Origin of the sequence: Rhodanobacter sp. FW021-MT20 (genome assembly GCF_041107475.1) — a bacterium.
In the GTDB taxonomy this organism is placed as follows: Bacteria; Pseudomonadota; Gammaproteobacteria; order Xanthomonadales; family Rhodanobacteraceae; genus Rhodanobacter_A; species Rhodanobacter_A glycinis.
In genome coordinates this window covers 1-12,342 of record NZ_JBGBPX010000005.1, presented here as the reverse complement: position 1 = coordinate 12,342, position 12,342 = coordinate 1, and the positions used below count along the sequence as shown (strand labels likewise).

Genomic DNA, 12,342 nt, shown 5'->3' with positions numbered 1-12,342 from the left:
GCCATGAAACCCCTGACGCCTTGCCATCGTTTCGCCCGTGGCGGCTCGACCGCGGGTGCCTTTCAGAACAGATGGCGACCTTCGCACGCGCTCGGCGAACCCGCACATTTTCCTATTGTCGACGGCATGGGATTTTGTGAATATCGCAAGAAATTACGCAAAGGAATGTCATGGAGACCTATCGGGTCAGGCTCACCGGTGAGGCGCTTCCCGGACACACCCCGGAAAGCATCGCCGAGGCGTTGCTCCGGCAGCTGAAACTGCGCCCCACCCAAGTGCAAACCATGCTGCCACCGGCCCGACGGGTGGTAAAAGCCGGCTTGAACCACGATGAAGCCGATCACCTGCATCAGATACTTACGCTCGCGGGCCTGGCGGCACACAAGGAAAAGCAGGCTGTCACCGCCGACATTCCGTCGGCTTCGCCTGCGGCCACTTCTGCCACCTCATCGCCCGCAGCTGCGACAGCGACGACCGCTGATCCGCTGTCCGACCTCGTCACGTCGCTTGCCCGGGGATTTCCCCGACGACGCCCCAGCCCGGGCTATGCCTTGCGACTGGTACTGGTGACGCTCTGCTGCGTGCTGATCCCGTTGCTTTATCTGGCCATGGTCACGCTGTTCGGCTACGGGCTGGTCTGGTATCTGTGGCACGTGCACGATTTCACCAGCTTCCACGTACGCGGCTTCTGGCCCATGTTCGTGCTTTACGCGTTGCCCGGTGCGAGTGGCGCCCTCCTGCTGCTGTTCCTGCTGCGGCCGATGCTGCCGATGGGCGCTACCAGGGAACGCAGCCTGCTGCTGGACCCGGGCGAAGAACCACGCCTGCTGCAGGCCATCCATAGACTCGCCGAAGCCATCGGCATCCGCCCGCCGGTTGCCCTACGCCTGTCCAACGAAGTCAATGCCAGCGTGCATTTCGAAGGCGGCTGGGCCGGCTTTTTCAACGGCCGCAAGGTGCTCACCATCGGCCTGCCATTGGTCGCCGGCTTGAGCAGCCAGCAATTCCTCGGCGTGCTTGCGCATGAGTTCGGCCACTTCGCGCAGCGCCTTGGCATGCGCTGCAGCTTCCTGATCAACCATGTCAACGCGTGGCTGTACCAGCGCGCCCATCGACCCGACCCGTGGGTCGAGCGACTGGAACAATGGGCGCACGAAAACGATGAATTCGTGGTGCGCGCCGTAATGGTCGTTACGCGCACCGGCATCGGCGGCTCGCGATTGTTGCTGGCCGGCCTGTTCCAGTTGAGCTTTCGCCTATCGCAATCGCTGTCGCGCCAGATGGAATTCGACGCCGACCGCTACGAGGCCATCCTGGCCGGCAGCACCACCTTCGGCGACACCGCGTTGCGCTTGCGCGCGCTGGCCCGCGCCTTCGGCGAAGTGGACAAGCGCAACGCCAGCACCTGGCGCGAGCACAAGCTGTTGCGCGACATGCCACAAGCGGTCGCTGCTCAGGTGGACGGCTACGATACGTCTGCGTGGGCCACACTCAGGCGAGGTCTCGGTTACGGCACCACCCGTTATTGGGACAGTCATCCGGCCGACCTGGAACGCATCCGCCATGCGCAATCGCTGCAGGCTCCGGGCATGTTCAGCGATGCGCGCCCCGCCGCGGTGCTGTTCGACCGTTTCGTCGAGCATTGCCGCGACGCGACCCGCGCCTATTACCGTCTGCTGGGCGTGGACTTTCGCAATGCCGAATTGTGCGACACCGAGATCGTCACACGACTTGGTGCACAACGCGACGACGCGCACTCGGACATGCGCCGCTGGACCGGGCGGCAATGGCATGCGCGGCCGTGGTTACCATTACAACGCCCCTTGCCTGATGATCTGGGCAAGTTGTCCTGGCAGGCCTGCATCGACGAATTGCGCCTGCACTCGCCCGCCATCACCCAGGATTGGGCCAAGGCCGAACAGGAAGCCGGGCGACGCGCACGCATCGCCTTCGCGGGATTGCTGGAACGTCATGGCATCCCCTTCCCGCTCAGCCGGGTGGAAGGTTTCGACGAACAACGTCATCTACCCGAGTACCAACGGATCATCGATTGGCAGACGCCGTCACGACAGGCCTTGTTACGCACGGCGGGACTCTACCGACGCCGCATCGAATTGGCATTGAGAGCGGCCAACTTGCGCCACGAGCCACTGTTCGCGCTGAGCACGCTGTACGCCGACGTGGAGTCGCTGCAGGAAGCATGGATCGTGGCCAGTCAGTTCGAAGGCACCGGCGACGTCGCGCAACACAAGGGACTGGAGCGCATCCGGCAAGACGCGATGATCGCGTGCCAGGAGCACTCGCTGCGCCTGCTGCGCAAGTGCGACGACATTCCACAGAGCCTGCTTGACGGCGACAGCATCGGCGGCTACCTGCGGCGACGCTGTCCCCGCGCGGCCCAGCCAAGCGACGGCCCGACGGAATTCGTGGCCATCGCCGGCACATTGCTCGACAGCCTCGGCCATGCCTACCGGCTGGCGTTTTCCTCGCTGGCCCAACGTTGTGCGCAAGCAGAGCGCGCACACGGTATCGCCGGGATCGAGAACTGAGCTCCATCGCCAGCCATGCTGGTCATGCTCGTAAATGATAACGAATATCATTATCATGATTGGAGCCTTTTTATCGATAGCAAACCGACATGACCTTCAGCCACTTCATGCACCGCTACGGCACGCCGTTGACAGCCGGCCTGTTCGCCGTCTCCACCGTTTCGGGCGTCGCGCTTTTCTTCCACTGGGCGCCACGGACTTTTCACGCCATGCACGAGTGGCTGAGCCTGTTGCTGCTGGCGCCCTTCGTCCTGCACCTGTGGAAAAACTGGAAGCCGCTGCTGGCATACGCCAAGCGCAAGACCTTGTTCATCCCGCTGGCGCTGTCGCTGTTGGTGGCCGTGCCATTTGCGCTGACTGCCGGCAAGGGCCGCGGCGGCAACCCGGCTTTCCAGACCGTGGCCTTGATGACCGAGGCAAGCGTGGCCGACCTGGCACCCGTGTTCCATGCAACGCCCGACGCCCTGCTGCAACATCTGCAGAAACGTGGCTACAAGGTCGCCTCTCCCCATGATTCGGTAACGACGATTGCCACCGCCTCCGCCGTGCCCGCGACCGAAGTCCTGTACGCGATGATGCCGGCACAACGCAACGCCGCCACAAAGCAGTGAGCACCGATGAAAGATCCGCACCCATCAAGTGCAGGAGCCCGCTCGCGGGCGATGCTTTTACCTTCAACAGGTATCAGAACAGAGCATTGCCCGCGGGCGGTCACCTACCTGGCCATGGCGGCGTGAGGATGGGTTTTCATACGCACCGAGCCCACGCCGCCGACGCGACACGCCACTCCAAATCCGCGCGATGCCCCGGCTGATTTCGCCGAAGCATCACGCCAACGGACCAGGCCAAGCCTACTTGCGCGCGGCGATGATCTGGCTGAGGTAATCCGGCGTGCCCTTGACCCGCACCAGGTGCGGGTACTGCAGGCCGCCGTGGTAATCCACCGGCACGGTGCGGACCGCGCCCTGGTACTTGAACAGCAACCGGATCGGTGACTTGCTGTCCTTTGCCGCGGTGATCGCGTTCTTCAACACGTCGCTCGAATAGGCTTCGCCATTCACCGCCACCAGCGTGGCGCCGGTGCTGACGCCGGCCTTGAATGCCGGCCCGTTCCAGCGCACGTCGTTGACCTGACCCTTCTTGGTCAGGGTCATGCCGATCGACCAGGTGAAGTTGAAGATGTGCCGTGGCGATTCCGGTCGGCTCTCGTACTGCTTCTCGTACGGGCTTTCCTTGTCGGTGTAGACCAGCTTCCAGCCCGAGCCCTTCACGCCATCCAGCAACGGTGGCTGGCGTTCGTCGACGAACGAATGCAGGTACGAGGTCCAGTCGTATTTCGCGACCCCGTTCAGTGCCGCCACCACGTCGTCGAAGGTGTAGGTCCTGGTCACGAAGCTGCCGTTGTCGACGCCGAAGAACGCGCGCGCGAAATCGTCCAGCGACTTGCTGTCATGCGTCAGCGCGCGGATCTTGGCGTCCACGGCCAGCCACATCATCTGCCCGGCGCTGTAGTACTCCTCGCTCATCTGCCAGCTGCGATACGGCAGGCCCGCGCGGTGCGCGGCGGTGGCGTCGTTGGTGGTGTCTTCCATCGTGCGCCAGTCGAAACCGGGGCGATTGCGGTCGTAGTTGGCCGCGACCATGGCCAGCGCATCGCGGAACTGTTCCGGCGTCCACATGCCCGAGCGCGCGGTCAGCACGAAGCCCCAGTACTGCGTCTGACCCTCGTAGACCCACAGCAGCGAATCACCCATCGGCACGTTGAAGTTGGGCGTCCACAGGTCGGCCGGACGGCGGAATTTGCCGTTCCACGAATGCACGTATTCGTGCGCCAGCAGATCGCGGTTCGGCGCGTTGTCGGCCCATGCCGTGAAGTAGTCGGGGCCCATGCCGTCCTCGCTGGACTGGTGATGCTCCAGGCCATTGCCACCGAGCTGGTCGGACAACGAGAACAGGAAGTCGTAGTGGTCGTAATGATGCGAACCGAACAGCTTCACGGCCTGCGTCACCAGTGCGCGATGCACCTTCAACTGTTCCGGCGACATCACCAGGTACTTCGGCGCGTCGGCGACAACATCCAGATGCACCGGCGCCTTGCCACCCGGGTTGAGGTCGACGCGATTGAAGTACAGCCCCGCATACATCGGCGAATCAACCAGGGTGTTGAACGGTACCGGCTTGAAGGTGGTGGTATTACCGGACGTCGAAGCCGTCTCCAGCGCGGTGCCGAACTTCCATCCACCGGGCAGCGTCACACTGGGCTTGAAGGTGATGTCGCGCGAGAAATGCCCGGCCGGATACAGCGCCATCTTGTTCCATTCCAGGTCGAGCATGCGGTCGGTCATTTCAGCCGAACCCTCGCCACGGCTGGACAGGAACTGGAAGTTCACGTCGATGCTGGACACACCTGCGGGCACGTCGAGGTGAAAGGCATACACGTCGTACTCGTCGCGCACCCACTTCAGCGACTTGCCGTTTGCCGTCACGTCCAGGCCGGCCAGCATGTCGACCGGGCCGCTCGGCGAATGCTCGCCGGGAATCCACTGCGGGAACAGCAGCGTCAGCTTGCCCGCCTGCACCGGAATCGTTTCGTGCACGCGAAAGATGCCTTGTCGCGTATCGCTGGCATCCACATGCAGGGCGATGGTGCCCGGGTACGGCGTGTCCTGCGGCGGCGGCACGTTGGCGCTGCGCGAGACCTGCGCAAAGGCCGTGCTGGCGGCGAGCGCCACCGATACGGCCACGGCAAGGCGAATGGCGGGACGACGCGCACCCGCCGACAACCCGGCAAAGGAAACAAGGGACATGACGGACTCCACGGACAGGCCAATGATTGCCCCAACTTAACACCACGACACCCCGATATGGAGCAGGCCGGATGGGCCATGCCGGCAAGGCCATCCGCGTGCAAAAGCCGGCGCAGGCCGCCGCCATGCCATCGCGATACGGCGCTGCGGCCTCGCCTCCAGCGCATGCCGTTGACATACTGTGTGTAGCTATGTACTTTGCACGAAACTCTACAGAGCACCGCATGGCTCCGACTCACGAAAACCCCTTGTCCAAGCTGGAGCTTGAGCTGCGGCGCGGCGCGTTGGTACTGGCGGTGCTCTCGCAGCTGCGAAGTGCGCAATACGGCTACTCCCTGCGCCAGGCCTTGGCCCAGCGCGGCATGCCGATCGAGGAGGGAACGCTCTATCCCCTGCTCCGGCGGCTGGAAAAGCAGGGGCTGCTGGCCTCCGAGTGGCGCATCGACGATGGCCCGCCGCGCCGCTACTACCACCTGAACGACGCCGGCGAGGCGCTGCTCGCCAATCTCACGACCGTGTGGAGCGACCTCGTCGCCACCATGGGCGGCCTGCTGAAGGGAGCGGAACATGAACCCGAATGACGTGATCGAAGCCTATGTCCTCGATGTGATGCGCCGTTTGCCCGGTCGAGAACGCAACGGGATCGGCCTGGAACTTCGCGGCCTGCTCGCCGACATGCTGGCCGAGCGTGCCGAGAGCCATGCCAACCCTGCCGATGACGCACTGGTGCTGGCCATGTTGCGGGACTTCGGCACGCCGGCCGAAGTCGCCGCACGCTATCGCCCGCCTGGCGTCGTGATCATCCCCGCCGAGCAGACCCGCTCATTCGTGCTGCTGTCGGTCGTCGGTATCGTGCTGCAATGGGCGTTGACCCTGCCGCGCGTATTCCAGGGTGCGCCACTGGCCGGCTGGTGGTTCAGTTGGGGACTGGGCGCGCTGTGGTGGCCCGGTTTCCTCGCCATGCTTGCCGTGATCGCCGCAGGCATCCGGCAAACGGGGCTGTTCAAGCCCGGCTGGCGGCCCCGGGTAGTCGATCCCGAACGGATTCATCGCGGCTCGCTGGCCGTGGGCCTCGCGTGGTTCCTTGTCGGCGCCGCTCTGGTAACCGCCCTGCCATGGATCGCCCACCGCATGCCCGCCCCACTCGCGCAGGTCTTCGCCTTCGACGCCGGTTTCCTGCACACACGGGCGCCGTGGGTCCTGCCGCTCTGGCTTGCCAGCTTCATCACCCTGGCGCTGGTGTTCCACCGAGGACGCTGGTCGCCACCGATGCGATGGACTCACATCGCGGTAAGCATGGCCTTCGTGGCGCTGCTGCTGTGGTGGGTTGCGGCCGGACCGATCTTCCTGGCCGAGGCCACCGACAAGGGCGCCAAGGGCGGCCTCGAACTGGTCGTGCTGTTCATCGTCATCGACGCAGTCTGGAAGCTGTACCGCCAGCGCACGCGTATCCGGATGCCCGGCGCGCACCGGTGAAGTTGATCCGCTTGACCCATCAATGGTGATCAGTGCGTCGGCACCCTGACCATCATCGACTCGCGGACATCGCCACGATGACTCACGAAGCCGGGAAGTGTTCGCGGATGAGACCAGCGCCAATACACGCGCGGAACGCGCGCCCACGCTCTCATCCAGCCAGATAGAAATCCATGGGGATCAGCTCGACGGCCCACCCGCCTTCCTCGCCCAGCGTGGCAGCCGGATGCATGGATGCGATGCGCAGCGCTTCGTCACGGCTGTCCGCCTCGATGATGAACAGGCCGCCCACCACTTCCTTCGACTCGGTATAAGGCCCGTCGCTGACCTGCGTCTTGCCGCCGCGAGGGCGAAGCGTCCGCCAGCCGTCCAGATCGCCAAGCGATGCGGAAACCAGAACCTTGCCGGTCGCGCGCATCTTCTCGTCCAGTGCCGGACATTGGCTCACCAGTGCCTTGACGTCAGCGGGCGCCATCGCGGCAAATTTTTCGGGCGTGAAGTAGGCCAGTCCGAGATATTTCATGGGAGATCCATTGGGTGGGAATGCATTGACGACGAAGCGGATGATCGGAAATCGACAATCCTGCGCGCCAGGCCAGTCAGCGGATCCGGTCGCCCTGGAACCGCACGGTCGCCACAAGTAGCAACAGGCGCGCCGGCGATTTCAACGGGCGCCTTCCATTTCTGCCGGGCCTATGGGGCCGGAACCGGTCCATCCCGCAACGGCTTTACCATGGGTACGCATGCAAGGCGTACGCCCAAAGACGATTCATAGATCGATTGGCCTTCCCCCTCAAACCCCAGCGACCGATAGAACGCGACGGCATTCAACGTGGACTCGAGGTGGATGCTGCCAAGTCCAGCGCCAAGCGCAAGGCTTTCCAGATGCTCCATCATGGCGCGCCCCACGCCTCGCCCCATGTACCCGGGCAAGACAAAGATCGCATCGACCTTTCCTGTTGCGAGATCAATCATGCCGGTGCCCACGACCTGGCCATCGGCCACCGCGACGTGGAAGTGCTCCGCCACGCGCCTGGCAAATGCCTCCGACATCGCTCCCGACGTCCAGATCGCCAGATCACGCTGGGGATAGAAGCCAGTGCATCGGGCCAGAATGGCTTCGCGGCGAATGGCGAAGCAGGCCAGCGCCTCCTCGATGGTCGCTTTTTCAATATGCAAGGCGGTCTCCCGACCTGGAAGGTCCATTCACCGCACCCGCCGCAGCGACGCCTCAGCCGCCGGCCAAAGCACGACTGGCCAACGGGATGTGCCGTGTCTTGCCCAGCAGGCTGTGGACAAGCCGCACCTCACCTGCCGGCCATGAAATCGGCTCGATCGTCTCGAACGGAAGCAGCGCCTTGCCGTAAGCCACGGTCATGTGCGGCACGAAGGAGCCATGCGTCGACTGTCCCAGGCCATGGGCCCGCAAATGCATTGCCAGTTGCCCGTGCAATGCATGCAACGTCTCGTTGCCCTCGCTCGCGGCAAGCACGAGCGGGCTTTTGGAGCGGTGGTTCCCGAAGCTGCCAGCCTGGTCGAAGCGGATGGTAAACGGCTCGGCCACCAGCCGCGAAAGTGCCTGGCCGGCATGCTCCACCAACCCGGGCGGCTGGCCCGCGTAATCACCCAGGTGGAACAGCGTGACATGGAGCCGCGAGGCGGCGACCGCTCCGGCACCCAGGCCGTGCTTGCCGAGAAAGCCATCCGCCAGCGTAGCCAGGCTGGCGGCATGGCGTGCGTCGGGGAATATCGCCAGGAAGAATCGGTCGGTGGGTTGATCCGGCTCGAAGCCCGGCAAGGATCCTTGGGTGGACATGCATCGTCTCGACAATGGAATGGACAGGTGGATGCGGCGGAACGAATGGGCACGGCCCTGCCGAATGACTCCGCTCCGAAACGTTCGCGGCTGTCGGGGCGGACACCATACACATCAAAGATGCGCGTCGGGCTCCACGCGCTGCAGGAAGTCGTAGCGCGTCACGGCATGATCGACGCGGGTATGCGTGTCCGCGCCGATCACCTGGCGCAGCAGGCCGCCATCCTTGTCCGCTGTCGCCGGCCAGTGCGGCAGGCCCGCACCGTTGGGGTTGCCGGTCTTGATGAAGTTGGCCCAGTAGCCTTCCATCGTGGCCGACACCTTGCGGTCGGTGGCGGTCCACGCGAAGACGTGGTTGCCGGACAGGTTGCCCAGCGCGAATTCGATCTCGCTGCTGTGCACCGCGCCCGAATCGGGGCCGGCGCTGCCATCACGCTTGGCCGGACGCGCCTGGTCGAAATAGTAGTAGTACACCGGTGCGTGACCGGTCTGGCGTTGCAGCTGCATCCAGCGTCCGGTGGCGAAGGCGATGAACTGGTCGCCAGCCAGCGCCGTGCCGGACGTCTTCACTTCGGCCGCGGTATTGCCCGGATAAAGCTTCAGCGCCTCGGCGGCATGCGCGCCGAATTGCTTCTCCAGCACGGCGCGATAGTTGGCTGGCGTGGGCGCCCTGCCGTTGAACAGGTCGGCGTAATAGTCTTCCTGCGAATTCGAGCCCACCAGCAGCGGAATGTGCGCCTGCTCGCCGGCCTGGTAGATCGCCTCGGGCGAACGCGGCAGGAAATAGCCGTCGATCGTGGGGCTGAATTCGGCCACGCCCTTGTCACCGCAGGCCTTGATCAAGACGTTCGCATTCATCGCACGCAAATCGGCCAGGGAATGCGCGCCGACGTGTTGCTCGAATGCCTCGCCTTCCTTCTCGGTCTGCGCCAGCGGCCGTGGTTTCAGGTTGCCGAGCACGGAACCGCTCTCGCCAATGGCCTGCTGCATCAATCTCTTCGACAACGGCGAAGCCATCAAGGCCGAGACCGACATGGAACCGGCCGACTCGCCGCCGATGGTGACCTTCGCCGGGTTGCCGCCAAACGCGGCGATGTTTTGATGGACCCAGCGCAGCGCGGCAGCCTGGTCGAGCAGGCCGTAATTGCCGGTGGCGTGTTGCGGTGACTCGTCAGCCAGCGCCGGCAACGCGAGGAAGCCGAACACGTCCAGCCGATAGTTCACGGTGACCGTGACGATCCCGCGCCGGGCCAGGCTGGCACCGTCATAGCGCGACTCCGAACCGTCGCCCGCGACAAAACCGCCGCCGTAGAAATACACCAGCACGGGCAGCTTCTTGCCTGCGCTGTGCGCGGGTCGCCACACGTTGAGGTACAGGCAGTCTTCGCTCATGCCGTCGGAGCGGAACACCATGTCGCCGAACAACGGCCGCTGCATGCAACGCGGACCGAAGTGGTCGGCCTTGCGCACGCCACTCCAGGCCGCCATCGGTTGCGGCGGCTTCCAGCGCAGGGAACCGACCGGCGGCGCGGCGTACGGAATGCCCTTGAACTCGTCCAGGCCCGCTGCGGCGACATGGGCGCCGGACAACGCACCGGCATCCGTGTGCACCACCGGCACCGAAGAACCCGCGGCGAGCAGCGGCAGCGGAGCGGCGACAACGGCCAAGCCCAGCAACATGTGGATCGAACAGGCGAATGCACGGCGCATCATGAAAACCTCGCACGGATGGAACGGATATCCCTGGAACCTAAGGAGCGGCACAGCACGAATCGCCCCGCCCCTTCGCCACGCTCGACTACCCGGGTGGCTCCACCGCAGCGTAGCGCAAAGAAGCCGCCCCACGCTTGCCAAGCAGGCACCTCGAATGACCTGCGTTTGCCGGAGCACACCCCCGTGCGCGAAAGCTGCTTGCGAAAGATTTTCGCAGCCTCCAACCAAGAGCACTCGCGCACAGGGTGCGCTCCTACCGGGTTTCGGCAAGGCTTTCGAGTCCGCAAGCTCAACGCACGCCGCGCACCGGCAGGATCGCCCAGGCGCCCAGCGCGACAAGAACCGCCGCCACCATGAACAGGACCGCATAGCTGCCGCTGCTCACGGCAAGAATGGCCGGGGCGACGGCAGGCATCAGCCATTGCGGCAGGACGCTGGCGATGTTGAAGATGCCCAGGTTCCTGGCTGCGTGGGTTTCGCGCTCCGGCAACACGTCGGTGACCAGCGCGAAGTCCACGGCCAGGTAGGTGCCCTGCGCGATGCCGCTCAACGCCATGCCGACCAGGAACCAGGCATACGACGTGGCAAACGCGATCACCACCAGCGCCAGCGCGTAGAGCAGCGCCGCACCGCATACAAACACCTTGCGCCGCCCCACGGCATCGGATAATCCACCACCCAGCACGCCGAAGATGGCCACCATGCAGCACTGCACCAGGGTGGACAGGAAGATCCGGTGCGGCACATCGCCCGGCGGGCAGTTCAACTGATGGATCAGGTAGAACTCCTGATAGGTCAGCAACATGGCAACGCCGGCGTAGAGCAGGAAGCGGCTGCTCCAGGCCCAGCTGAAATCGGGGAAACGCAACGGGTTGATCCAGAAACTGCCCAGGAACCCGCGCCAGCCGTAAGGCGGCCGGTGCGCCGAATCCAGCCGGCTGTCGTGCAGCACGCACGCCAGCACGAGTGCGCAAAGCAACGCGATCGCGGCCGGCACCAGGAAGATGGCCAGCGTGGACGCCACCAGCACCTCGACCAGGAAGGTGCCGCCGATCATGCCCAGCGGCAGGCTGATGCTCACGATGCCGGATACCGTACCGCGCTGCGATGTCGGGATCTGGTCGGAAAGGATCGCCGCCAGCACCGCCAGCTCGGCGTTATAGGCAAGCTGCGTGATGCACCAACCCAACAGGAGCTGCGGGATCGACGTGGCCTGCGCCACGACGGCCAGCCCGGCCACACCGCCCAGCGCGCCGGCAATCAGCCAGGGCCGGCGCATGCCGTGGCGCGAGGTCGTGCGATCCGACAGCCGGCCAAAGAACGGGTTGCCGAACAAGGCCACCAGCGCTCCCACTCCCACCACCAGCGACAGGCTGTCGGCCGCATGTGCCGGGTCGATCACGCTGACGCGCATCGCCAGCCCCACCAGGATCGGCGGCAGCAAAGCCATCCACAAGCCCGTATAGGCCAGGCCATAGATCGCCATGAACAACCGGCCGACGCGACGCGTGCACGGCACGGTCGCGGCCTCGACATGGTCACTGCCCACCATTCCTCCGCATCCCCTGGAATCAGCACATCCCGTGCCCGGCTGGAACCGGGCGGCACATGACGAATCCTAAGGCTTTCCGGGAGCGGCCGTGGATGCGCGCAGTTGCACCTGATAGGGCACCCGCTCCTGCTTGCGCAGGGCCGGGTCGCGGATCGCCTGCAACACGCGTTCGGTCGCCGCGCAGCCCATTTCTCGGCACGGCTGGTGCACCGTGGTCAGGCCGGGCGAGATCAGCTGCGATACCGGCGTGCCGTCGAAGCCGCACACCGACAGGTCGCGCGGAATGACCAGCCCGCGTTCATGCGCCTCGCGCATCACGCCGCAGGCCATGTCGTCGTTCGCCGCAAAAATGGGGCTCTCTCGCGTCTGGTGTGGTTGACACGACGGCGATCTTGCCTCGGATGCGGTGCTGAGTGCACGCTTGGCGGA

The 12,342-nt window shown here is 64.8% G+C and carries 11 protein-coding genes; 4 read left to right on the top strand and 7 right to left on the bottom strand.

What is annotated here, in order from left to right; all coding sequences use genetic code 11:
* Positions 1 to 170: 170 nt before the first annotated feature.
* Entirely contained in the window at positions 171 to 2,549 is a 2,379-nt protein-coding gene (locus AB7849_RS07640) for a M48 family metallopeptidase (protein ID WP_008213141.1), read from the top strand.
* 89 nt (positions 2,550 to 2,638) lie between these two features.
* The gene (locus AB7849_RS07635) at positions 2,639 to 3,160 is read left to right on the top strand and encodes a DUF4405 domain-containing protein (protein ID WP_008213143.1); all 522 of its coding nucleotides are present in this window, start codon (positions 2,639 to 2,641) and stop codon (positions 3,158 to 3,160) included.
* 240 nt (positions 3,161 to 3,400) lie between these two features.
* On the opposite strand, the gene AB7849_RS07630 is transcribed toward AB7849_RS07635, so the two are convergent.
* On the bottom strand, positions 3,401 to 5,356 hold the full coding sequence (locus tag AB7849_RS07630) for a M61 family metallopeptidase (RefSeq protein ID WP_369500787.1): 1,956 nt from the start codon (positions 5,354 to 5,356) through the stop codon (positions 3,401 to 3,403).
* A gap of 248 nt (positions 5,357 to 5,604) precedes the next feature.
* Here AB7849_RS07630 and AB7849_RS07625 point away from each other — a divergent pair, with 248 nt between their 5' ends.
* Complete coding sequence (locus AB7849_RS07625) at positions 5,605 to 5,937, top strand: PadR family transcriptional regulator (RefSeq protein ID WP_008213144.1); 333 nt, start codon at positions 5,605 to 5,607, stop codon at positions 5,935 to 5,937.
* A complete protein-coding gene (locus AB7849_RS07620; RefSeq protein ID WP_369500786.1) occupies positions 5,924 to 6,832 on the top strand; it encodes a hypothetical protein in 909 nt (302 codons plus the stop codon). Before AB7849_RS07625 ends, AB7849_RS07620 begins: the two co-directional genes overlap by 14 nt.
* 151 nt (positions 6,833 to 6,983) lie before the next feature.
* Here AB7849_RS07620 and AB7849_RS07615 read toward each other — a convergent pair whose 3' ends face one another.
* From AB7849_RS07615 to AB7849_RS07590, 6 genes are all read right to left on the bottom strand, one after another.
* Positions 6,984 to 7,355 (bottom strand): YciI family protein, encoded by a 372-nt coding sequence (locus AB7849_RS07615; protein WP_008213150.1) that lies wholly within the window; start codon positions 7,353 to 7,355, stop codon positions 6,984 to 6,986.
* Positions 7,356 to 7,525: 170 nt separating this feature from the next.
* Complete coding sequence (locus AB7849_RS07610; RefSeq protein ID WP_037100606.1) at positions 7,526 to 8,011, bottom strand: GNAT family N-acetyltransferase; 486 nt, start codon at positions 8,009 to 8,011, stop codon at positions 7,526 to 7,528.
* Positions 8,012 to 8,063: 52 nt separating this feature from the next.
* Positions 8,064 to 8,648: an RNA 2',3'-cyclic phosphodiesterase gene (gene thpR / locus AB7849_RS07605; protein WP_008213154.1), complete on the bottom strand. Its 585-nt coding sequence runs from the start codon at positions 8,646 to 8,648 to the stop codon at positions 8,064 to 8,066.
* Between the two features lie 114 nt (positions 8,649 to 8,762).
* Entirely contained in the window at positions 8,763 to 10,361 is a 1,599-nt protein-coding gene (locus AB7849_RS07600; protein WP_369500785.1) for a carboxylesterase/lipase family protein, read from the bottom strand.
* Between the two features lie 289 nt (positions 10,362 to 10,650).
* Entirely contained in the window at positions 10,651 to 11,913 is a 1,263-nt protein-coding gene (locus AB7849_RS07595; protein ID WP_008213157.1) for an MFS transporter, read from the bottom strand.
* Positions 11,914 to 11,979: 66 nt separating this feature from the next.
* Positions 11,980 to 12,342 (bottom strand): substrate-binding domain-containing protein (locus tag AB7849_RS07590; RefSeq protein WP_369500784.1); only part of this gene is annotated, 363 nt, incomplete at its 5' end.

Bases quoted from the DNA above. Each gene is read 5' to 3' on its own strand.
- AB7849_RS07615 (WP_008213150.1), bottom strand. From the start codon at position 7,355: ATGAAATATCTCGGACTGGCCTACTTCACGCCCGAAAAATTTGCCGCG.
- AB7849_RS07595 (WP_008213157.1), bottom strand. From the start codon at position 11,913: ATGGTGGGCAGTGACCATGTCGAGGCCGCGACCGTGCCGTGCACGCGT.
- AB7849_RS07630 (WP_369500787.1), bottom strand. From the start codon at position 5,356: ATGTCCCTTGTTTCCTTTGCCGGGTTGTCGGCGGGTGCGCGTCGTCCC.
- AB7849_RS07635 (WP_008213143.1), top strand. From the start codon at position 2,639: ATGACCTTCAGCCACTTCATGCACCGCTACGGCACGCCGTTGACAGCC.
- thpR (WP_008213154.1), bottom strand. From the start codon at position 8,648: ATGTCCACCCAAGGATCCTTGCCGGGCTTCGAGCCGGATCAACCCACC.
- AB7849_RS07620 (WP_369500786.1), top strand. From the start codon at position 5,924: ATGAACCCGAATGACGTGATCGAAGCCTATGTCCTCGATGTGATGCGC.
- AB7849_RS07640 (WP_008213141.1), top strand. From the start codon at position 171: ATGGAGACCTATCGGGTCAGGCTCACCGGTGAGGCGCTTCCCGGACAC.
- AB7849_RS07600 (WP_369500785.1), bottom strand. From the start codon at position 10,361: ATGATGCGCCGTGCATTCGCCTGTTCGATCCACATGTTGCTGGGCTTG.